Source organism: Azoarcus olearius (genome assembly GCF_001682385.1).
GTDB classification, from domain to species: Bacteria; Pseudomonadota; Gammaproteobacteria; order Burkholderiales; family Rhodocyclaceae; genus Azoarcus; species Azoarcus olearius.
On sequence record NZ_CP016210.1, the window covers coordinates 2463446 to 2484533 of the forward strand.

Consider the following 21088-nt stretch of genomic DNA (forward strand, 5'->3'; position numbering starts at 1 on the left):
GGAGGCGAACGGGAACTAGAAGGTCTTGCGCAGAAGCAAGGTATTGCCTTCCCGCCGCATCTCGGTGCGATTGAGAAAGCTCATGCCGAGCAGGACGACCGGAAGCGACGAGTCCAGCACGACCGCATCGACGCCGTGAAGGACGAGATCGCCCACCTGTACGGTATCCAGGCGGACGTTCCAGACCCGAACCTGACCATTGGCCGTTGTCGTGACGCCTGGAGCCCCGGCGCGATAGTTGATACCGGCCCGCTTGGCGGCGTCGGTACTGAGGGAAACGTAGGTGGCCCCGGTATCGACGATCGCCGTGTGGCGGCTGCCGTTGATCAGCGTGGAGGCCCCGAAGTGTCCGCGCGTATCGGCGGACAGACGAACCTCCGACCCGCTCCCACCGCCGGCCCCACCGATCGACACGGGTTGCTCACCCAGACGCAGCCGGGTGCGCCGCCCTTCCACATCCACCGTGGCCTCGTCGCCCGTGACCGACAACAGCTTGACGCCCTCACGGGTTGTCGCGCCGGCGGATATAGTTTGCGGCCCGCCGCCGTTCACGATGAGAACCGCACGATTGCCGATAACGCCGCCAAGCTGCACTTCGGTGGCTTGCGCGGGTAGCACCAAGTTTGCGAGCAGCAGGAATGCCGGAAGACGGGCGAGGTTGCGCATCGGGATTCCAGATCAAGCGCCTGGCGGGCGATGGTTTGTTGTCGTCGGAACAAGATCAAGCCGGCGCCACCCCGGTCCGGGGCGGGAATGCCGTGCTTGATGGACTGGGAATCAGGTCAGGCGTAGGTGTCGATCACCCCGCCCACCGAGCCCACCGGAGACGGCGCCGGCGCCGGAAGCGCCTCAAGAAGCTGCAGGGCGCTCTGTTCCTGCAGATCGAGCGCCTGCTTCAGCACCACAAGGGAGACCTGCTGCTGAACGCGCGCCATGGAGTTGGCGCTGGCCGCCGCGGCAATCGAAGAAACGTCCATGCGCCTCCCTCTGTGATCCGTCAGTCCCTAAAGTTACCGAACTGTAGCGGAAAGTCTGTGATCTGCTTCTTCACCAGTGCGATCGCTTCCTGCAACACGTCACGCTTTGCGCCGGAAACACGAACAGCGTCGCCCTGGATTGCCGCCTGGACCTTGAGCTTGCTGTCCTTGAGCAGCTTGACGATTTTCTTCGCAAGATCCTGATCGACACCCACACGGACCTTTACTTCCTGCTTCACCTTGTTGCCGCTGACCTTCTGGACGTCGCCGTATTCCAGGCAGCGGACGTCGACCTTCTTCTTGGTCATTTCGGGCAGGAGGATCGCCTTCATCTGGTCGAGCTGGAAATCGCTGTCGCCATACAGCGTCATCAGCTTTTCCTTCAGCTCCACATTTGCGCTCGTGCCCTTGAAGTCGTGACGCCCGGCGATCTTGCTGTTGGCGACATCAACCGAGTTGCGCAGCGAGGGCTCATCGACTTCCGAGGTGATATCGAACGAGGGCATGGTATGACGTCCGGTCGTTCAGCCGAAGTGGCAGATGTAGTGATAGGGCTCGCCGACGACTTCAATGTCGAAGCTCGAGTTGCCCGGCACCTGATAGGACTCGCCGGCCCCATAGGTGTTCCACGTGGTCTCGCCTTTCAGGCGGACGCGGCAGGATCCGGCCACACCCTCCATCACTTCCGGCGCGCCGGTATTGAAGGTCAGGGTGGACGGCAGGATCACGCCGACGGACTTGCCCGTACCGTCGGCGAAACGGACGGAGTGGCTGACGCACTTGCCATCGAAATAGACGTTGGCCTTGGTGGTGACGGCAACGCCGTCGAGCTTTTCGGTAATACCCATGGAGCTGTGCTTTCCTTATTCGATACCCATGAACTTCTGGATGAATCCCTTGGCCACGAAGCCGACAAAACCCAGTCCGAGTGCGATGAACATCCACACCGTACCGTATCTGCCGGCCTTGGATTCCTTGGCCAGGTTGCCAATGATGAACAGCATGTACAGGATCAGCGCCGTGAAGCAGACCTTGAGCGAGATATCCTCGAACTCGGCAATCGTCAGCCCGAAGATCAGCGGGTCTTCCATGTCGGCGGCTCCTTAACCCCGCTTGGTCTTCGCGTTGGCAGCAATGCGCATGCGCAGCGCGTTGAGGCGGATGAAACCGTGCGCGTCCTTCTGGTTGTAGGCGCCCTGATCGTCCTCGAAGGTGGCAATCGTCGGATCGAACAGCGAATCGGTCTTGGAGTCGCGCGCAACGACGATGACGTTGCCCTTGTAGAGCTTGATGCGCACCCAGCCGTTAACCGTCTGCTGCGTGTGATCGACCAGCGCCTGCAGTGCCTGGCGCTCCGGGCTCCACCAGTAGCCGTTGTAGATCATGCTGGCGTAGCGCGGCATGAGGTCGTCCTTGAGGTGGGCAACCTCGCGGTCCAGCGTGATCGATTCGATGGCGCGGTGGGCGCGCAGCAGGATCGTGCCTCCCGGCGTTTCGTAGCAACCGCGCGACTTCATGCCGACGTAGCGGTTTTCCACCAGATCCAGGCGACCGATACCGTGCTTGCCACCCAGCTCGTTGAGCTTGGCGAGGAGTTCATGCGCCTTCAGGCGCTGACCGTTGATGGCGACCAGATCGCCCTTCTCGAACTCGAGATCGACGTACTCCGCCGCATCGGGCGCTGCTTCCGGCGACACAGTCCAGCGCCACATCGACTCTTCGGCTTCCGCCGCCGGGTTTTCGAGATGGCGACCTTCGAAGGAGATGTGCAGCAGGTTGGCGTCCATCGAATACGGCGAACCGCCCTGCTTGTGCTTCATCTCGATGGGAATGCCGTGCTTCTCGGCGTACGCCAGCAGTTTCTCGCGCGACAGCAGGTCCCACTCGCGCCACGGCGCGATCACCTTGACGCCGGGCATCAGCGCGTAATAGCCGAGTTCGAAGCGGACCTGGTCATTGCCCTTGCCGGTGGCACCGTGCGACACGGCGTCGGCGCCGGTGGCGCGCGCGATCTCGATCTGACGCTTGGCGATCAGCGGACGGGCGATCGAGGTGCCAAGGAGGTACTCGCCCTCGTAGATCGTGTTGGCGCGGAACATCGGGAACACGAAATCGCGGACGAATTCCTCGCGCAGGTCGTCGATGAAGATGTTCTCCGGCTTGATGCCGAACTTGAGTGCCTTCTGGCGCGCCGGCTCGAGTTCCTCGCCCTGGCCGAGGTCGGCCGTAAAGGTCACCACTTCACACTGATAGGTATCCTGCAGCCACTTCAGGATCACCGAGGTATCGAGGCCGCCCGAGTAGGCCAACACTACTTTCTTCACGTCGCTCATCGTCATGTCCAGTCTGATTGCGGGCGAAACTGCAGCTCGCCCGCGGTTAGCAGCAATTCGCGTTAGTTCGACTCTTCGTCCCCGACGCGACCGAGAACGAGATATTCCATCAGGGCCTTCTGCACGTGCAGGCGGTTTTCGGCCTCATCCCATACCACCGACTGCGGACCGTCGATCACTTCCGCGGTGACTTCCTCGCCGCGGTGAGCCGGCAGGCAGTGCATGAACAGCGCGTCCGGCGCGGCGACCGACATCATTTCAGCGTCGACGCACCAGTCGGCGAAAGCCTTCATCCGCGCCTCGTTCTCCGCCTCGAAACCCATCGAGGTCCAGACGTCGGTGGTGACGAGATCGGCGCCGCGGCAGGCTTCGAGCGGATCGGAGAATTGGGCGAAGTGAGCGGTGCCGCGCAGACCTGCGTCGGTCGGTTCGACCTCGTATCCCGGCGGCGTCGACACCCGCACCTTGAAATCCAGCACCTCGGCCGCCTGCAGCCAGGTGTTGCACATGTTGTTCGAATCCCCCACCCAGGCCACCGTCTTGCCCTTGATGCTGCCGCGGTGCTCGATGAAGGTGTAGATATCCGCGAGGATCTGGCAGGGATGGTATTCGTTGGTGAGGCCGTTGATCACCGGCACCCGGGAATAGGCCGCGAACCGTTCGATGATGTCCTGCTCGAAAGTGCGGATCATCACCAGGTCGCTCATGCGGGAGATCACCTGGGCGGCGTCCTCCACCGGCTCGCCGCGCCCCAGCTGGGAGTCGCGCGTATTCAGATAGATTGCGGAGCCGCCCAGTTGCTGCATGCCGGCTTCGAACGAGAGGCGGGTACGAGTACTCGCCTTCTCGAAGATCATGACGAGCGTGCGGTCGAACAGGGGGTGATACGGCTCATACTGCTTGAACTTTTCCTTGATCCAGCGCGTCCGCTGGAACACGTGGTCGTACTCCGCAGCGGTGAAATCGCTGAACTGAAGATAGTGTCTGGGCGAACTCATCACGCAGTACCTTTTCCTTGCTGCGACAGGAAGTCGCGGATGAGCGGCGCCAGCGCGCCGACGAGGGCTTGGGCGTCGGCCGCGGTGAAGACGAGCGCGGGCAACAGGCGCACCACCCGCTCGGCCGTGACATTGATCAGAAGACCGTTCTCGAGCGCCTTCGTGACCAGCGCTCCGCACGGGCGGTCGAGTTCCACACCGATCATCAAGCCGCGGCCACGTATCTCCACAACGCCTTCGCACCCCGCAAGCGCCTCGCGCAACCCTGAGCAGATGGTTTCACCCACGGCCTCGGCCTGGGCCATCAGACCGGACTCCTCGATGACTTCGAGCGTGGTCAGCGCGGCAGCGCAAGCGAGCGGATTTCCGCCGAACGTGGAACCGTGATTACCCGGACCGAACAGCCCGGCGGCAGCCCCACTCGTCAGGCAGGCGCCAATCGGAACCCCTGAGCCCAGCCCCTTGGCAAGCGTCACGACGTCAGGGCGGACATCGGCATGCTGCCAGCCGAACCACTTCCCTGTACGCCCCACTCCGCACTGGACCTCATCGCAAATCAACAGCCATCCGCGCGCGTCGCACAACTCGCGCAGTTCGCGCTGGAACCCGGCCTCGGCCAGATTGATGCCGCCCTCGCCCTGGATCATCTCCAGCATGACCGCAACCACGTCCTGGTTGTGCTCCGCCACCTGACGAATCGCCTGGATGTCGCGATAAGGCACGCGGATGAAGCCCGACACCAGCGGTTCGAAACCGGCCTGCGCCTTGCGATTGCCCGTGGCCGACAGCGTCGCCAGCGTACGGCCGTGAAAGGCGTTCTCCATCACGATGATGGTGGGCTGCGCGACGCCGCGTTTGTGCCCGTAGAAACGGGCGAGCTTGATCGCGGCTTCGTTGGCCTCGCAACCGGAGTTGCAGAAGAAAACCTCGTCCATGCCGGAGATCGCACCCAGGCGGTCCGCCAGCTTTTCCTGCAAAGGAATGCGGTACAGATTGGAGGTATGCAGCACCGCGGCTGCCTGCTCGGCAATCGCCCGGACGAGCCGCGGGTGGTTGTGACCGAGCGTGGATACCGCAATGCCGGAAAGTGCGTCGAGGTACCGCTTACCGGCATCGTCGTACAGCCAGACCCCTTCGCCGCGCTCGAATGCGACGGGAAGCCGGGCGTAGGTGTTCATGACGTGGGACATGGGAAACCCCGATCAGGTGAACCAGAAATGCGCACGGCGGCACGCGCCGCCGTGAAAAATAAAGCGGGAATGTTAAGCGAAAGGGGGAGAACTGTATAGCCGCGCCCCTGCGGCACCCGGAGAAACCGAGCTAGCAACTGCAAGGGAGTCAGGGTTTCTGATAGAATGCCCGCCGTTTTGCGCGGCGTTTGCGATACCCAAGAACGACTCGCGCCCCTGTAGCCGTCATGGCGTGACACATGAACCAAAAGATCGAGAGCTTCGTCATCATCGGGGTCACCACAAGCGGAAAGAAATTCCGCCCCAGCGATTGGGCCGATCGGCTGTGCGGCGTGATGTCGGCATTCGGATCCGACCACCGGATGACCTACTCGCCCTATGTGCGACCCGGATGCACATTGAAGGGCGATAAAACCGTCGTGGTCAATGCCCGCCTCTACGACATCGAACCCCTCGCCTACAAGTTTCTGATCAACTTCGCCAACGACAACGAACTGCAGATGGAGCCCATTCAGGACGACTGAAGCGGCGACCCGCGGCTCAGCAAGCAAACCGCGCCTCCTCCACGAGGCCCGCACACCCCAAGACGAGCAAAAAAAACGGCGACCTGCAGTCGCCGTTTTTTTGCCAACCCCCGAAGGGGTTGAACCGCAATCAGGCCGCCATGGCCTTCACTGCAGCCGACAGGCGGCTCTTGTGACGAGCAGCCTTGTTCTTGTGAATGATCTTCTTGTCGGCGACGCTGTCGATGGTGCTCATGGAGGTACGGAAGACAGCTTGCGCAGCCGCCTTGTCGCCACCAACGATAGCCTTGCGCACAGCTTTGATCGCAGTACGCAGACGCGAACGAAGGCTGGCGTTGTGAGCGCGGGCCTTGGTCGCCTGACGTGCGCGCTTGCGAGCTTGTGCCGAATTGGCCATATCTTTGCTTCCCGTAGAGGTGGTTCTGTAAAGCTCGCGAGTATAGCGAGCCAGGGCGCGGATGGCAACAAGCTTATGCCGCGATGATCCAACCCGCGTTTCGGCGCGCGGCTCACGCCGCTATCATTCGCGGTCCTCGTTAGAACCGCGACCATGAACCTGCTCCGCGCCCTCGCCACCGTCAGCGGCATGACGCTGCTCTCCCGCATCCTCGGCTTCGTGCGCGACTTCGTCGTGGCACGCGCCTTCGGCGCCGGGCTTGCCACCGACGCGTTCTTCGTCGCGTTCAGGCTCCCCAACCTCCTGCGCCGGATGTTCGCCGAAGGCGCGTTTTCACAAGCCTTCGTACCCATCCTGGCCGAATACCGTAATAAACAGGGGCCGGAAGAAACCCGCCGTCTGATCGACAAGGTCGCCACCCTGCTCGGGCTTGTCGTCGCCTTCGTCGCCCTGCTCGGCATCGTCGGCGCGCCGCTGATCATCCAGATATCCGCCCCCGGCTTCATCGACGAGCCGGAGAAATTCGCCCTCACGGTAGAACTGACGCGGATTACCTTTCCCTACATCCTCTTCATGTCGCTCGTCGCGCTCGCCGGGGGCATCCTCAACACGTGGAGCCGGTTCGCCATCCCCGCATTCACGCCGGTATTGTTGAACCTCTCCTTCATCGGCATGGCGCTGTTCGCTGCACCCTATTTCGACCCGCCGGTGCTTGTCCTCGCGTGGGCGGTGTTCATCGGAGGCATACTCCAGCTTGCGCTCCAGGTTCGCCCGCTGGCCCGGATCGGCATGCTTCCCCGGTTCGATTTCGACCCCTCCAACCCGGGCGTGCGGCGCATCCTGAAGCTGATGGGGCCAGCCATCCTAGGGGTATCGGTCAGCCAGCTTTCGCTTCTGATCAACACCATCTTTGCATCCTTCCTGCAAAGCGGCAGCGTCTCCTGGCTCTATTACGCGGACCGGCTGATGGAGTTTCCGTCAGGACTACTTGGCGTGGCGCTGGGCACCATTCTGCTGCCCAGCCTGGCCAAGCTTCACGCCGACGGGCGGGGCGAGGAGTTCTCTTCGTTGCTAGACTGGGGCCTGCGCCTGACGCTGCTGCTGACCCTGCCGGCCGCCCTCGGCCTTGCGCTGCTTGCCGTTCCGCTGGTCACCACGCTGTTTCACTACGGTGCGTTCAGCGCCACCGACGCGCTCCACACGCGGGACGCGCTGGTGGCATACAGCGTGGGGCTGACCGGGCTCATTCTCGTGAAGGTGCTGGCGCCTGGCTTTTATGCGCGGCAGGACATCCGCACGCCGGTGAAGATCGCGCTGATCACGCTGGCCTCGACCCAGGCGATGAATCTCGCTTTCATCCAGCCGCTCCAGCACGCCGGCCTGGCGCTCGCGATCGGGCTCGCGTCGTGCATCAACGCCGCGCTGCTATACCGGGGCTTGCGCCGGCGCGCTATCTACCAGCCGCAACCTGGGTGGCGCATCTTCGCGCTCAAAGTCCTCGCCGCGCTCACGATCATGGGCACCGTCCTGTGGTTCGCGGCAGGTCCGGACACCTGGTGGCTGTCCGGACACGGCCTCGAACGCGTCGTACGTCTTTCGATCGTCGTCGGTGTCGGCATGGCGGCCTACTTCGGCGCCCTCTTCGCGCTCGGCTTTCGCATGCGCGACTTCCGGCGCCGCGGCGCCGCCTAGGCTTGGCCCGATCTCAACGCGGACGGTGAGCGCACTGCGCGAGTCGACGCTGCTTGTCCAGGCAGAAGCAGTTGCCGTTTCCGCAACTGGTTGATTCCGGCACGGCGCGGCCCGGCTCGAACTCGCCGACGCCTGCGGTCTTGAGAAAATGGAGCGCAGTCCCGATGCCGTGGAACAGGGTCAACTCCCCGGCTCCGGTGTGAAGCCAGCGGTTATTGACGCTGAGTGCGTAGCAGCTGCCCCGGCCCGGCCGGTCGATGTTGTGAATGCGCACCCTGTAATCAGCAGGGCGAGCAGAAGCGATGGCCAGATCCAGCCACGTGGCGATGTTTCCCATTGATTTCCCTCCTCCTTGCTTGCCGCACCGTCCCAAGTCTGTGGTGCCCGGGTCCGGTTTTTGCGGCAAGGCCGCCATTATGCTGCGCCGAGCGCTTACGTCAAGGCGCCAGAATCAACTTTCGTGCGCTAACAAACTGAAATAAAAAGACAAACTTATCTCTAAAGGCATACCTGAGAAAGCCCCACCGAAATTCAAATCGAAACTACTTATTTCGCCCGGAATGAAACAGGTGGCTATACTCGCCCCCCTTTTCCATGACAAGGGAGGATGTGGAATGAAACTGGAGACGATTGCGGTACACGGCGGTTATTCCCCGGATCCCACCACGAAAGCGGTAGCGGTCCCGATTTACCAGACCACCTCGTACGCCTTCGATGACACCCAGCATGGCGCCGACCTGTTCGACCTGAAGGTCCCGGGCAACATCTACACCCGCATCATGAACCCGACGACGGCGGTGCTGGAGCAGCGCGTTGCGGCGCTGGAAGGCGGCATCGGCGCGCTCGCGGTCGCCTCAGGCATGGCTGCGATCACCTACGCCATTCAGACGATTGCCGAAGCGGGCGACAACATTGTCTCGGCATCCACGCTTTACGGCGGCACCTACAACCTGTTTGCCCACACGCTGCCGCAACTCGGCGTGGAAGTGCGCTTTGCCGACCAGCGCGATCCGGCAAGTTTCGGCCGCTTGATCGACGAGCGCACCAAGGCCATCTTCTGCGAGTCGGTCGGCAACCCGCTCGGCAACATCACGGACTTCGCCGCGCTGGCCGCGGTAGCCCACGCGAACGGCATTCCGTTGATCGTCGACAACACCGTCCCCACGCCCTACCTCTGCCGGCCGTTCGAGCACGGCGCGGACATCGTGGTGCATTCGCTGACGAAGTATCTGGGCGGCCACGGCAACTCGATCGGCGGCATCATCGTGGACTCGGGCAAATTCCCCTGGCGCCAGCACAAGGAGCGCTTCCGCAGGCTCAACGAGCCTGACGTCTCGTACCACGGCGTGGTCTACACCGAAGCGCTGGGCGAGGCGGCCTACATCGGGCGCGCACGGGTGGTTCCGCTGCGCAACACCGGGGCCGCGCTCAGCCCCTTCAATGCCTTCCTGATCCTGCAGGGCGTCGAAACGCTGGCCCTGCGCATGGACCGCATCTGCGCGAATACCCTGGAGGTGGCGCGTTTCCTCAAGCAGCACGGGAAGGTGGAGTGGGTGAATTACGCCGGTCTGCCCGACCACGCCGACCATGGCCTGGTACAGAAGTATCTGGGCGGCCACGCCTCCGGCATCCTCTCCTTCGGCGTAAAGGGCGGCTACGCCGCGGGCGGACGCTTCCAGGACGCGCTGAAGCTCGTCACCCGCCTGGTGAACATCGGCGATGCAAAATCGCTCGCGTGCCATCCGGCCTCGACCACGCACCGCCAGCTTGCACCGGCGGAACTGGCCAAGGCCGGCGTGTCGCCTGACATGGTCCGCCTGTCGATCGGCATCGAGCACATCGACGATCTGCTTGCCGACATCGGTCAGGCGCTCGACGCGGCCTGATGAGGTAAGGCGGGCAGCCCCGGCTGCCCGCCGCCTTTAACGGAGCGCGAACTCCACGCGACCCGCCGTTTCCGCACCCGCACCGCCGACACGAGGCGCAAGCAGGAACACCCGCTCCGGCGAAACGCCACCGGAGCCCAGCAGCCAGTTCTTGACCGTCTGCCCGCGCTGCACCGCCAGGGCGCGCAATTCGTCTTCACCGACCTTGGTATTGGCGAAGATCAGGGCTTCCATTTCCGCCACAGGGACGTCCTTCACCAGCCCGATCACGTTGCGGGGCTTCTTGAAATCGCCATCCCGGTACACCTGGCGCAACAGCGCGGGATACTCCTCGGCACCCACCTGAACCTCTTCCACCGACGGGGCGGCCTGGCCCTTGGCGACCAGGGCGCGCAGCTTGAGCGCCGCCACCTGGCGGTCCAGCATCGTCCGCTTGAGGCCTTCCACATCCGTGGCCGGGTCCGCAAACGGCGTGATGTCGAGCCGCAGTGCCGGACGATCGTTCAGCGCCTTTGCCAGCGCCGCCAGCTTGTCCAGCGCCTCGCCCTCCGGGCGGGCCACGCCGGCAGAGAAATCCACCCGCGACATCTCCTCGCCACCGAAGGCGCCGCCCAACAACGCGAAGGGCGCAGTGACGGCCTTGCCCACAAGGTTGACCAGCGCACGCACGACCAGTCCGAAGACACTGAACTGGGGATCATCGAGCGTGCCGCTGACGGGCAGGCTGAGGTCGATTTCACCGCGACCATTCTTCAGTAGCGACACCGCCAGTTGCACCGGCAGATCGGTTGCGCTCGGGCTGTCCACCCTGTCACCGAAGGTGAGCTGGTCGATGAACACCCGGTTGGTCGCGGTGAGCTGGCGATCGCGGATCTTGTAGCTCAGATCGGCGGACAGCTTGCCTTTCTGGATGCCATAGCCCACGTACTTGCCGGCATAGCTGGAAACGCCCGTCAGTTCGAAATCGCGCACTGACGCGGCGATATCGAGATAGCGGTCCTGGCGGAAGGGATTGAGTTCGCCCTGCACCTGCACCGGCGCCGCGTTATCCACCTTGCCGGCAAGGTTCAGCTTGGCGACTGTGGAAGGATCGGACGACAGCCCGCTGAGCGTGCCGGCAAGACCGGTCAGGTTGGCGTCGTAATTCGGGCGCACGAAGCGGTCGCTGAAGGCGATGTTGCCGCCCTTCAGTTCCACCCGCCCGACCCTGATTGGCGGTGAGGGACGCGGCGGCGAAACGATCGCGGTCGTCTCGTTGCCCTGCTGCTGGACGTTTGCCTGCGCCGCGGCCTCCTCGGCCGCTCCGCCGCGGATTTCCCGCAGGTTGAGCCGGCCCTGCTGGTCGAGGATCAGGCGGCTGAAGAAGTCGCTGAGCGCGACCCTGCCGATGCTGAGCGCGAAAGGATCGAAATCGACATCGATGTCGCTGACCTGCAGAGCGCGCCAGCGGGCGAGGTCCGCGGCGTTGAGCTTGTCGACCGCTGCGAAGTCACCCACGCCGACATCGCCCTTGAAGCCGCCCGCGATACCGCCGGTGCGGCGCTGCTCGAAGGCCACGGTGCCGTGGCCGCTGAGCGTGCCCCGGGTGATCGCGATCTTGGTCTCTTCCAGCGCGTAGGGCTGCAAGGGCAACAGGTCGATGTCGCGCAGGTCGAGCTCCAGATTGCCCTTCAAGGGTTCCAGCGCCAGGCTGCCCTCAATCCCGAGCCGCCCCGCGCGATTGATCCGCGCGCCGACACTGAGGCGGGCATTCGCACCCTTCGCGGTGGAGAGATTGTCGGCCTTGACGCTCAGACCATCGACCGCCAGCGTCACCGGCTTGGCCTGCATCCTGTCTTCCAGCCGCAGCGACGCGTCGGACAGCGCCAGCTTCTGGACGCCGACCGACCACGCCGGCGAAGTCATCTTGCGCGCCGGCTCTCCACTTGCGACAAGGGTCTGCAGGTCGAGGCTACCGTCACGCAAGCGGGTTGCGGCAAGCGCAGCCCGGTTGATCGTCACCTCACCGATGTCGACGCGTTGCTCCTTCAGTCGCATCACGCCCTGGCTCACCAGCAGCTCCGGCACCTTCAGGGCTGTCTCCTTGCGCCCCTTCAGCGCCAGCACGAAGTCGCGCAGGCTGAGGTTCTCGGCGGTGACTTCCGCATCGAATGCATCCCCGGCCCCGCTTACGTGATAGCGCACCCCACCGTCCAGCCGTCCGTCGCGGACCTCGCCGCCCGGAAGCGCCTGGGCGAGATACGCCGAATAGCGCGCCGGCTGAAACTGCTCGATCACCACCCCGCCGTCGAGTTCGAAGGGCTTCAGCCGCAGATTGTCCTGATGGCTGAACTTCTCACCGCCGTCGGTCACGTAGTCCAGGCGGATCTCGGCCGGCATGTCTCCGCTGGTCGCCAGATCGCGCATATCGAGGTTCACCGCCTCCACCCGGGCCTTGAACGGCACACCCAGGCTGCGATCCTCGAAGCGCACGATGCCGTCGCGCACGCGCGCGGAAGCGAGCAGGAAATCAACTTCCGACCCTGCGGTGGAACCCTCGGCAGCGGCAGGACGCGCGCCCTTCTTCGCCGTCTTGTCGGCCGGCGCACTCGCGGCGCTCTCCGGCAGCAGGGCCGTCACGTTGAGGCCGCCGGTGGTCAGCCGCACCAGATCCACTTCGGGCTTGATGACGCGCAGGCGCGAGAAATGCCACTTTCCGGCCAGCGGCTGAACGTCGCCGAGTTCCAGTCCCAGTTCCTCGACGGCGAACACCGGCTGGCCGCCGACTTCCTGCACGGCGAGGCCGGCGACGTCGATCTGCCCCTGCAGGGCGATCAAGGGCTGCTGCCCCTCCGGCTGGGAAAACGACAGCTGCAGGCTGGTGCTCAGCGTGCCGGAAGGCACCGTGAACTTCGGCTTGAATGGCAGATAGGCCAGCCAGGGCGACAGTTCGAAGTTCTTCAGCGTCAGCTCGGCGACGGTCTCACGGTCGTCGCTGAAAGGCTTCGTGCGTCCCGACAGGGCGAGCGGGTCGCCATTCACGCGGCCCGACAGCGTGGGCTCGACGAAGACGTCGACCTTCACCGGCAGATTGGAAACGAAGGGCACGCCGAGCCGCAGTTCGGTGATGTCGTGGCGCAGACCGCGCGCGGTATCCTCGACGACGATGCGCCCGTCGCTGAGGCTGATGTTGCCGAGCGAGAACCGGGCCGGCTCCTCGCTGGGCGGCTCGGCCGCCAGGCGTTCGACCACGTCCGACCAGTTGCTGCCGCCGTCGGCGCGACGAACGAACTGCACGCGTGGTGCGACCACGGCAAGCTCATGGAGCACCGGCGCACGACGCACCACGGATTCAAGCTCGAGGTTGGCGCGCACGAGGTCGGCCGCCAGCGCCTCGGCGCTGCCGTCCGCTTCCATGATGCGCACTCCGCGCAACTCGGCGGTCAGTGTGAATGGATTGAAGCGCGCGCCTTCCACTGCGACTTCGCGCCCGAGCTTGTCGTGCAGGATTTGCACCGTGTAGTGCCGCAGCACCGGCGGCACGGCGCCAAAACCCAGTACCGCAACCGCAGCCAGCGCGCCCGCTCCCCACATGGCGGGCCGCGCGTACCGGCGCAGGCGGTGGGCCGCCGTTGCGCCGGGGGTGGAATCAGTCATCAAAACGCTCCATCTCTCTTGCTTGTTCGTTGTCGCAGCGTTGTCGGTCAGTGTCCGTGACGCTCGCGGGGCAAGGCGTCCTCGGGTTGCTGCTGCCCGAACCGGCGCGTATTCTGCGCCGCTTTCTTCGCGAGCGCGGACCGTGGCAGAGCAGACCTTCGACGTGGTGGTGATCGGCGCCGGAGCCGCGGGCATGATGTGCGCCGCAACCGCAGGCCAACGAGGCCGGCGCGTGCTGCTCGTCGACCATGCCGAACACCTCGCGGAGAAGATCCGCATCTCCGGCGGCGGCCGGTGCAACTTCACCAACCTGAAGGTCGGCGCAGACAACTACCTGTGCCGCAATCCGCATTTTGTCCGTTCCGCACTGTCGCGCTATACGGCGCGCGATTTTATCGGTCTTGTGGAGCGTCATGGCATCCGTTACCACGAAAGATCGTGGGGCCAGCTGTTTTGCGATGATTCCGCGCAACAGATCATCGACATGCTTCGACGCGAATGCGACGACGGCAAGGTTCAATGGGCGATGCCGGCCCGGGTGGACGGCATCGAACCCGCCGACGGCACCTCAGAACGCTACATGGTCCGCACCAGCCGTGGCCGCTTCGCTTGCCACAGCCTCGTCATCGCCACCGGCGGCCTTTCCATTCCCAAGATCGGCGCATCGCCCTTCGGCTACCGCGTCGCCGAGCAGTTCGGCTTGCCGGTCGTGGCACCTCAACCCGCCCTCGTTCCGCTCACGCTCCCGCCCGAAACGCTTGCGCGCCTCGCGCCACTTGCCGGCGCCTCGCTCGAGGTGGAAGCCGGCTGCAACGACGCGCGCTTTCGCGAGGCGGCGCTGATCACCCATCGGGGACTCTCCGGCCCCGCCATCCTGCAGGTTTCCAGCTACTGGCAGGCGCAGGGCTACGACGGTGGCACACGCGAACCGGTGCATCTCAACCTGCTACCCGACCACGATGCAGAGCAATGGTTGCAGGCACGTGCGTCGCAGCGCGCCCTGCTGGCCAACCTGCTGGCCGAACACCTCCCGCGCCGGTTCGCGCACGCGTGGTGCGAACTGCACGGCTGGACCGGGCCGCTCAACCAGTATTCCCGCGCCGTCCTGCGCGACATTGCACGCAACCTCGCTGCCTGGGAACTGCACCCCTCGGGCACCCAGGGCTACGCCAAGGCCGAGGTTACGCTGGGCGGCGTGGACACCCGCGCGCTGTCGTCCAAGACGATGGAGGCGCGCGATCATCCCGGCCTCTTCTTTGCGGGCGAGGTGATGGACGTCACCGGCCACCTCGGCGGCTACAACTTCCAGTGGGCCTGGTCTTCAGGCCACGCCGCGGGCGGACACGCCTGAGAGCCGCGCCGTCGTTCATCACGTTGTCACGAAAGCTGCGCAGGCTGGCGCTTCCACATCGCCCGCCCGCGCTTCATGCAAGAACAGCAGGTCCGTGCCATTTTCCTGTCCGACATCCACCTCGGCACCCGGGGCTGCCAGGCTGAGCGGCTGCTCGAATTCCTGCGCCACTACGATTCGGCCTATCTGTACCTCGTCGGCGACATCATCGACTTCTGGTCGATGAGCCGGAGCATCCACTGGACCTCGGTGCAGAACACCGTGGTGCAGAAGGTACTGCGGCGCGCGCGCAAGGGCACCCGCGTGATCCTGGTGCCGGGCAACCACGACGAAGCGCTGCGCGAGTACGTCGGCATCACCTTCGGAGACATCCGCCTGGAGCACGAGTGGGTGCACGAGACGGCCGACGGGCGCCGCTTCCTGCTGCTGCACGGCGACGAATACGACCAGGTGACGCGACATCACCGTTGGGTCGCGGTGTTGGGAGACGTGGCCTACAACGCGCTGGTCCGGCTTAACGGCTGGCTGTCGTGGATACGGCGACGGCTGGGCATTTCGGGCTACTGGTCGCTCGCAGGCTATGCGAAGCGCAAGGTCAAAACCGCAGTCAACTTCATTTTCGATTTCGAAGACTCGGTGATGCACGGGGCGCGTGAGCGTGGTGTCGACGGGGTCATCTGCGGCCACATCCACTGGGCAGCAATCCGCGAGGTCGACGGGCTGACCTACATCAACTGCGGCGACTGGGTGGATAGCTGCACCGCGATTGTCGAACACCTGGACGGCCGCCTCGAACTCGTCGAGTGGCGCTCGGCCCCGGCCTCGCAGCCGATTCCCTTGCCCAGCGCCGACGACGCCCCGGACCGGGTAGCCCTGCCCTCCTGAACCGCTTGCACGCCAACCACTTAGCCGTTTCATCGCGGACCGGCGACGCGGAGCGCGGCCTCGCCGCACCCGCCCCGCATGGCGACGCGCCATTGTCAGGGCACCCGGCACTCCTTTACGCTGCGCCAAACAGCAGCCCACAGGAGCCTTCATGACGACGAGCAGCACGCCCGACTTCACCCTCCCAGCCACCGGCGGCCAGACCGTTTCGCTCTCCGCGCTCGCGGGCCAGAAGGTGGTGCTGTACTTCTATCCGAAAGACAACACGCCCGGCTGCACCAACGAAACCCGCGATTTCGGTGCCCTGCACGCCGACTTCGCTGCCGCCGGATGCAAGGTCTTCGGTATCTCCCGCGACAGCCTGAAGTCGCACGAGAACTTCAAGGCCAAGCTCGAACTGCCCTTCGACCTGATCTCCGACCCCGATGAGACGGCCTGCAACGCGTTCGGCGTCATCAAGATGAAGAACATGTACGGCAAGCAGGTGCGCGGCATCGAACGCAGCACCTTCGTCCTTGCCGCAGACGGACAACTGGCACGCGAATGGCGCGGCGTGAAGGTTCCGGGCCACGCCCAGGAAGTGCTTGGCTTCGTGCAATCCCTCTGACAACCTCAAAAGGCGGACCGAACATGCCTGCAGTTTCCAAGAAGACCGCCGCCGCCAAACCGGCTGCCCCACGCGCCAAGCGCGCCCCGCGCGCAAAGCCGGCGACCAAGCTCTTCGTGCTCGACACCAATGTGCTGATGCACGATCCCACCAGCCTGTATCGCTTCGAAGAGCACGACATCTACGTGCCGATCATGACGCTGGAGGAACTCGACAACAACAAGAAGGGCATGAGCGAAGTCGCGCGCAACGCCCGACAGGCAAGCCGCATGATGGACGAGATCGTTTCGTCCGCACCCGACGCAATCGACAGCGGCATCCCGCTCGAACAGCCCTCGCAGCGGCTCGCGACCGGCAAGCTCTTCCTGCAGACGGAAGCGATCAACGTCACGCTTCCTGCCGCCCTGCCCACTGCGAAGGGCGACAACCAGATTCTCGCGGTGGTGATGTTCCTCGCCGAACGCCACCCGGACCGTCCGGTCATCCTGGTGTCGAAAGACATCAACATGCGCATCAAGGCGCGCGCGCTGGGACTCGCCGCGCAGGACTATTTCAACGACAAGGTTCTAGAGGACACCGACCTTCTCTACACCGGTACGCGCGAACTGCCCGCCACGTTCTGGGACGCGAACGGCAAGGGCATGGAGTCGTGGAAGAACGAGGGCCGCACCTACTACCGCCTGGCCGGCCCCGACACCGCCAATCTGCTGGTCAACGAATTCCTCTATCAGGACGGCGCCCGCCCGCTCGAAGCCTGGGTCAAGGAGAAAGCCGGCCGCAGCGTGGTTCTGGAAACGCTGATCGACTACGGCCACCAGAAGAACAACGTGTGGGGCATCACCGCGCGCAATCGCGAACAGAATTTTGCGCTGAACCTGCTGATGAACCCGGAGATCGACTTCGTCACCCTGCTCGGCCAGGCCGGCACCGGCAAGACGCTCCTCACGCTCGCCGCGGGGCTCACCCAGGTGCTGGAAACCAAGCGCTATTCCGAAATCATCATGACCCGCGTCACGGTACCGGTCGGCGAGGACATCGGCTTTCTGCCGGGTACCGAGGAGGAAAAGATGGCGCCGTGGATGGGCGCGCTGGAAGACAACCTGGACGTGCTGAACGGGACCACCGGCGAAGGCGGCGACTGGGGACGCGCCGCGACGCGCGACCTCATCCGCAGCCGCATCAAGATCAAGAGCCTCAACTTCATGCGGGGCCGCACCTTCATCAACAAGTTCCTGATCATTGATGAAGCGCAAAACCTGACGCCGAAACAAATGAAAACCCTGATCACGCGCGCAGGCCCGGGGACCAAAGTGGTCTGCCTCGGCAATATCGCGCAGATCGACACGCCCTATCTCACGGAAGGCTCGTCGGGCCTCACTTTCGCGGTCGACCGATTCAAGGGATGGCCCCATTCTGGGCATATCACCTTGCAGCGCGGGGAACGTTCCCGCCTCGCCGACTACGCCGCAGAAGTGCTGTAAATCACTGCGCTGAATAAAAAAAGCCCGGCCGCTGCCGGGCTTTTTTTGTTTACCACTTTCACGATATGCCGACAGATTTAACGGAATCTTGACGCCTTTCGCATTTTTCCTTAACGGCAAACGCGAATAATTTCTCAGTATTAATACTTTCGTTCAATTCCGCCGTACTTCTACCATGACGTAATATTTCGCGCCTTCAGCAGCCGTACCGCGAAGACGCCGCGCTTGCCCCGCCCTTCCACGCGAAGGCGCCCTACCCCACGAGATTGACGCTTCACATGGACTTGCGCGCACAGAACCGCCCCTCGCCCCACACCCCTTCGCCGTCCAACTCCCCGCGAGAACGCTTCATGGAGCCGGGCCGCCCGATTGTCACCAAGACCGATCTGGCAGGACGGATCACCTACGCCAACCCGGCCTTCGTCGCCATCAGCGGATTCAGCCGCGACGAACTGATCGGTCAAAACCACAACATCGTGCGTCACCCCGACATGCCGGCGGAGGCTTTCGCCGACTTATGGCGGACGATACAGGCGGGCCGCCCCTGGCGCGGCATCGTCAAGAACCGCGCGAAGAATGGCGATTTCTACTGGGTTGAAGCCTACGTCACACCGCTGACCGAAAACGGCCAGCGGGTGGGCTACATGTCGGTCCGTACGCCACCATCAACAGAAGCCCGGGAGCGCGCCGAAGCCTTGTACGGCCGCCTGCGCACGGGCAGCGCCACACTGCCGCCCACCCGCCTCTCGCATGGCAGTTCGCTGTCCGTCACCACCGGCGCGGGATTGGCCCTGACGCTGTTGTTTGGCGCCGCGGCCGCTTTTTTCGACGGACTGCCGGCGGCCCTGCTGGTGGGGGCACAGGCCGTCGTGGCCGCCGGGCTGTGGTTGCTCCTGCAGCGCCGCGTGCAGGTGCCGCTGCATACGCTGCTCGGTCTGCTCGCCGACATCGGCGAAGGCCGCTTGAAAGGCGAGCCGCCGCAGGAAGGCTGCAGCGAGATGCAGACGCTCGGCAGTGCGGTGATGTCGATGCAGGTGAGCCTGCGCGCGCTGATCGGTGACGTGGTCGCGTCCGCCAACGACACGGCGCGCGAGGCGGCACGTCTGCATACCAGCGCACAACGGCTCCAACGCGGGTCGCACAGCCAGGCCGACCAGCTTGCCTCGTCCGCATCCGCCATGGAGGAACTGGCGGTTTCGGTCAGCGAAATCGCCGGCGCCACCGACAACAGCGCCGATCAGGCCCGCACCGCGCAGAGCATCACGGCCGACGGCCAGCGCAACATGTCCAACGCCGCCGAGTCGACTCATCGCGTGGTCGCGGCGGTGGAAGAGAACAACCGCATGCTCGAAGCGCTCTCCGATTCGGTCGAAAAGATCGGCGTTGTGGCCGCAGCCATCAGCGAAATCGCCAAGCGCACCAACCTGCTCGCACTCAACGCCGCCATCGAAGCCGCACGCGCCGGCGAACAGGGCCGCGGCTTCGCGGTGGTTGCCGGCGAGGTCACCGAACTCGCGGGGCAAACCCAGCACAGCACGGAGGACATCGCCCGCCTGATCGCCGAGATTTCCGAGCGGAAAACCAGCGTCATCCAGACCATGCAGACCCTGCGCGAGGGCGTGAGCGGCAGTGTGAACACCATACGGACCGTGGCAGAAGAACTGGAACAGATATCCAGCGCCAACACGGCCGTGGCCAACAACTCCGAGGAAATCCGCCACATGCTCAGGCAGCAGGAGCAGGCCTCCGCGGAGGTGGCGAACATCATGGAGCGCATGAGCGGGCTGACCGAGGACAACCTGCAAACCGTGACCGATGTGGAGGAAGCCGCCGCGGCGCTGGAGACGACTGCGCGCGAACTGCAATTGCTGGTCGCCCATTTCGAAACCCGACTTTGATCCGCGGCAACGCAAGCGGACCACTCCGAGAACAGCGCCCATGCTGAAGGCCCAATTCATCTCCCCGTCGCCGCCCCCTTCCACGCGAGAAAACCTTTCCTCGCGCCTGCAAGACCTCCACGGCATCATCGCCACGCGCCATCCCGAGATCAACCGCATCGCGCTCGCCACGTATGACGAAGACACCGACCTGCTGAAGACCTTCATCAACAGCACCTACGGCGACGCCACGCCGTTCGGGCGCTACGAAGCGCGCCTGAGCGAGGTGCCCTCGCTGCAGCGGCTGGCGCTCAGCGGCGAAAAGCGCATCCTGCAGAACCTGCCCGAAGCCCTGGCGAGCCGCGATGCAGCCCACAGCCGCTGGCTCACCGCGGCGGGTTTTCACAGCAGCTACACGGTGCCGATCTACCACGGCGAGCGCTTCGTCGCGTTCCTGTTCTTTGATGCGGATCGCCCGAACGCGTTTTCGGACGAAGTGCTGCGCTATCTCGACCTGATCGGCTATCTCGCCGCCCAGATGTACCTGACCGGGCTCGTTGCCGTGCGGACGCTGATCAGCACGGTGGAAGTCGCCCGCGGACTCACCCGCATCCGCGACATCGAAACCGGCCATCATCTGGACCGCATCGCCCACTACACCCGCATCATCACGCGCGGCCTTGCCGACATCGTGGAACTGGACGACGAGTTCATCGAGCACGTGTTCCTGTTCGCCCCGCTGCACGACATCGGCAAGATCGGCGTTCCCGACAGCATCCTGCAGAAGCCCGGGCCGCTCACACTCGAAGAACGCAAGATCATGCAGAGCCACGTCGAGCTTGGCGTCAGCGTGTTCGACCGCATGGTGCAGGACATCGGCCTGCCCGAAGACCGCACCGTGCGCATCATGCGCAACATCATCGCTTACCACCACGAAGCGCTGGATGGCACCGGCTATCCCTACCGCCTGAGCGGCGATGCGGTGCCGCTCGAAGCGCGCATCGTCGCGATCGCGGACATCTTCGACGCCCTGACCAGCGAACGCCCTTACAAGCCGCGCTGGCCCAACGAGGCCGCCTTCGCCGAACTGTCGTCGATGGCCGAACGCGGAAAGATCGACGCCGAGTGCGTACGCGCCTTCCTCAACAACAGGGCGATGGTCGAAGACACCCAGGCCCGCTTTGCCGAAAACCTGAATCCCGCCTTCTGACCTCAAGGGTGGCAACGCGCTTTGCGCTGACGCAAACCTCAGCG

Annotated in this window: 20 protein-coding genes; 9 read left to right on the forward strand and 11 right to left on the reverse strand. The window is 64.3% G+C overall.

The features are described 5' to 3' along the window. Positions 1-15: 15 nt before the first annotated feature. From dqs_RS11375 to dqs_RS11410, 8 genes are all read right to left on the reverse strand, one after another. Positions 16-666, reverse strand: a complete 651-nt coding sequence (locus tag dqs_RS11375; RefSeq protein ID WP_065340534.1) for a retropepsin-like aspartic protease family protein — start codon at positions 664-666, stop codon at positions 16-18. A 116-nt stretch (positions 667-782) separates the two neighbouring features. Further along, complete coding sequence (locus dqs_RS11380; protein WP_011765913.1) at positions 783-977, reverse strand: YjfB family protein; 195 nt, start codon at positions 975-977, stop codon at positions 783-785. Between the two features lie 20 nt (positions 978-997). After that, positions 998-1483, reverse strand: coding sequence for a YajQ family cyclic di-GMP-binding protein (locus tag dqs_RS11385; protein WP_011765914.1), 486 nt, complete (start codon positions 1481-1483; stop codon positions 998-1000). Positions 1484-1501: 18 nt separating this feature from the next. Beyond that, complete coding sequence (gene ppnP / locus dqs_RS11390) at positions 1502-1825, reverse strand: pyrimidine/purine nucleoside phosphorylase (RefSeq protein WP_065340535.1); 324 nt, start codon at positions 1823-1825, stop codon at positions 1502-1504. A gap of 15 nt (positions 1826-1840) precedes the next feature. Continuing rightward, on the reverse strand, positions 1841-2068 hold the full coding sequence (locus tag dqs_RS11395) for a DUF2788 domain-containing protein (RefSeq protein ID WP_011765916.1): 228 nt from the start codon (positions 2066-2068) through the stop codon (positions 1841-1843). Positions 2069-2080: 12 nt separating this feature from the next. After that, complete coding sequence (locus dqs_RS11400) at positions 2081-3310, reverse strand: argininosuccinate synthase (RefSeq protein WP_011765917.1); 1230 nt, start codon at positions 3308-3310, stop codon at positions 2081-2083. Positions 3311-3372: 62 nt separating this feature from the next. Next, positions 3373-4308, reverse strand: coding sequence for an ornithine carbamoyltransferase (gene argF / locus dqs_RS11405; protein WP_011765918.1), 936 nt, complete (start codon positions 4306-4308; stop codon positions 3373-3375). Continuing rightward, complete coding sequence (locus dqs_RS11410; RefSeq protein WP_011765919.1) at positions 4308-5498, reverse strand: aspartate aminotransferase family protein; 1191 nt, start codon at positions 5496-5498, stop codon at positions 4308-4310. The genes argF and dqs_RS11410 overlap by 1 nt, the downstream gene beginning before the upstream one ends. 239 nt (positions 5499-5737) lie before the next feature. Here dqs_RS11410 and dqs_RS11415 point away from each other — a divergent pair, with 239 nt between their 5' ends. After that, the gene (locus dqs_RS11415) at positions 5738-6022 is read left to right on the forward strand and encodes a DUF3579 domain-containing protein (RefSeq protein ID WP_011765920.1); all 285 of its coding nucleotides are present in this window, start codon (positions 5738-5740) and stop codon (positions 6020-6022) included. A gap of 130 nt (positions 6023-6152) precedes the next feature. Here the strand turns inward: dqs_RS11415 and rpsT are convergent, their stop codons facing one another. After that, positions 6153-6419 carry a 30S ribosomal protein S20 gene (gene rpsT, locus dqs_RS11420; RefSeq protein WP_011765921.1) on the reverse strand — a complete coding sequence of 89 codons (267 nt, stop codon included), beginning with the start codon at positions 6417-6419 and terminating at the stop codon, positions 6153-6155. A 153-nt stretch (positions 6420-6572) separates the two neighbouring features. On the opposite strand from rpsT, the gene murJ reads away from it, so the two are divergent. Next, positions 6573-8111, forward strand: coding sequence for a murein biosynthesis integral membrane protein MurJ (gene murJ, locus dqs_RS11425; protein WP_065340536.1), 1539 nt, complete (start codon positions 6573-6575; stop codon positions 8109-8111). Positions 8112-8124: 13 nt separating this feature from the next. On the opposite strand, the gene dqs_RS11430 is transcribed toward murJ, so the two are convergent. After that, positions 8125-8448 (reverse strand): hypothetical protein, encoded by a 324-nt coding sequence (locus tag dqs_RS11430; RefSeq protein WP_065340537.1) that lies wholly within the window; start codon positions 8446-8448, stop codon positions 8125-8127. Positions 8449-8725: 277 nt separating this feature from the next. On the opposite strand from dqs_RS11430, the gene dqs_RS11435 reads away from it, so the two are divergent. Next, on the forward strand, positions 8726-9997 hold the full coding sequence (locus dqs_RS11435) for a bifunctional O-acetylhomoserine aminocarboxypropyltransferase/cysteine synthase (protein ID WP_065340538.1): 1272 nt from the start codon (positions 8726-8728) through the stop codon (positions 9995-9997). Positions 9998-10033: 36 nt separating this feature from the next. Here dqs_RS11435 and dqs_RS11440 read toward each other — a convergent pair whose 3' ends face one another. Then, the gene (locus dqs_RS11440) at positions 10034-13633 is read right to left on the reverse strand and encodes a DUF748 domain-containing protein (RefSeq protein ID WP_065340539.1); all 3600 of its coding nucleotides are present in this window, start codon (positions 13631-13633) and stop codon (positions 10034-10036) included. A gap of 142 nt (positions 13634-13775) precedes the next feature. Between dqs_RS11440 and dqs_RS11445 the strand changes: the two genes are divergently transcribed. The 6 genes from dqs_RS11445 (at position 13776) to dqs_RS11470 (ending at position 21044) form a co-directional block, all read left to right on the forward strand. Further along, the gene (locus dqs_RS11445) at positions 13776-14984 is read left to right on the forward strand and encodes a BaiN/RdsA family NAD(P)/FAD-dependent oxidoreductase (RefSeq protein WP_065340540.1); all 1209 of its coding nucleotides are present in this window, start codon (positions 13776-13778) and stop codon (positions 14982-14984) included. A gap of 75 nt (positions 14985-15059) precedes the next feature. Further along, positions 15060-15869, forward strand: coding sequence for a UDP-2,3-diacylglucosamine diphosphatase (locus tag dqs_RS11450; protein WP_065340541.1), 810 nt, complete (start codon positions 15060-15062; stop codon positions 15867-15869). A gap of 151 nt (positions 15870-16020) precedes the next feature. After that, positions 16021-16476, forward strand: a complete 456-nt coding sequence (locus dqs_RS11455) for a peroxiredoxin (protein ID WP_011765928.1) — start codon at positions 16021-16023, stop codon at positions 16474-16476. A gap of 23 nt (positions 16477-16499) precedes the next feature. After that, entirely contained in the window at positions 16500-17957 is a 1458-nt protein-coding gene (locus dqs_RS11460) for a PhoH family protein (protein ID WP_065340542.1), read from the forward strand. 350 nt (positions 17958-18307) lie between these two features. Beyond that, entirely contained in the window at positions 18308-19855 is a 1548-nt protein-coding gene (locus dqs_RS11465) for a methyl-accepting chemotaxis protein (RefSeq protein ID WP_011765930.1), read from the forward strand. Between the two features lie 40 nt (positions 19856-19895). Next, complete coding sequence (locus tag dqs_RS11470) at positions 19896-21044, forward strand: HD-GYP domain-containing protein (protein ID WP_065340544.1); 1149 nt, start codon at positions 19896-19898, stop codon at positions 21042-21044. Positions 21045-21088 lie beyond the last annotated feature (44 nt).

Bases quoted from the DNA above. Each gene is read 5' to 3' on its own strand.
- dqs_RS11455 (WP_011765928.1), top strand. From the start codon at position 16,021: ATGACGACGAGCAGCACGCCCGACTTCACCCTCCCAGCCACCGGCGGC.
- dqs_RS11440 (WP_065340539.1), bottom strand. From the start codon at position 13,633: ATGACTGATTCCACCCCCGGCGCAACGGCGGCCCACCGCCTGCGCCGG.
- ppnP (WP_065340535.1), bottom strand. From the start codon at position 1,825: ATGGGTATTACCGAAAAGCTCGACGGCGTTGCCGTCACCACCAAGGCC.
- dqs_RS11395 (WP_011765916.1), bottom strand. From the start codon at position 2,068: ATGGAAGACCCGCTGATCTTCGGGCTGACGATTGCCGAGTTCGAGGAT.
- dqs_RS11375 (WP_065340534.1), bottom strand. From the start codon at position 666: ATGCGCAACCTCGCCCGTCTTCCGGCATTCCTGCTGCTCGCAAACTTG.
- dqs_RS11430 (WP_065340537.1), bottom strand. From the start codon at position 8,448: ATGGGAAACATCGCCACGTGGCTGGATCTGGCCATCGCTTCTGCTCGC.
- dqs_RS11470 (WP_065340544.1), top strand. From the start codon at position 19,896: ATGCTGAAGGCCCAATTCATCTCCCCGTCGCCGCCCCCTTCCACGCGA.
- argF (WP_011765918.1), bottom strand. From the start codon at position 4,308: ATGAGTTCGCCCAGACACTATCTTCAGTTCAGCGATTTCACCGCTGCG.
- rpsT (WP_011765921.1), bottom strand. From the start codon at position 6,419: ATGGCCAATTCGGCACAAGCTCGCAAGCGCGCACGTCAGGCGACCAAG.
- dqs_RS11410 (WP_011765919.1), bottom strand. From the start codon at position 5,498: ATGTCCCACGTCATGAACACCTACGCCCGGCTTCCCGTCGCATTCGAG.
- dqs_RS11460 (WP_065340542.1), top strand. From the start codon at position 16,500: ATGCCTGCAGTTTCCAAGAAGACCGCCGCCGCCAAACCGGCTGCCCCA.
- dqs_RS11400 (WP_011765917.1), bottom strand. From the start codon at position 3,310: ATGAGCGACGTGAAGAAAGTAGTGTTGGCCTACTCGGGCGGCCTCGAT.
- dqs_RS11380 (WP_011765913.1), bottom strand. From the start codon at position 977: ATGGACGTTTCTTCGATTGCCGCGGCGGCCAGCGCCAACTCCATGGCG.
- dqs_RS11465 (WP_011765930.1), top strand. From the start codon at position 18,308: ATGGAGCCGGGCCGCCCGATTGTCACCAAGACCGATCTGGCAGGACGG.
- dqs_RS11435 (WP_065340538.1), top strand. From the start codon at position 8,726: ATGAAACTGGAGACGATTGCGGTACACGGCGGTTATTCCCCGGATCCC.
- dqs_RS11385 (WP_011765914.1), bottom strand. From the start codon at position 1,483: ATGCCCTCGTTCGATATCACCTCGGAAGTCGATGAGCCCTCGCTGCGC.
- dqs_RS11450 (WP_065340541.1), top strand. From the start codon at position 15,060: ATGCAAGAACAGCAGGTCCGTGCCATTTTCCTGTCCGACATCCACCTC.
- dqs_RS11415 (WP_011765920.1), top strand. From the start codon at position 5,738: ATGAACCAAAAGATCGAGAGCTTCGTCATCATCGGGGTCACCACAAGC.
- murJ (WP_065340536.1), top strand. From the start codon at position 6,573: ATGAACCTGCTCCGCGCCCTCGCCACCGTCAGCGGCATGACGCTGCTC.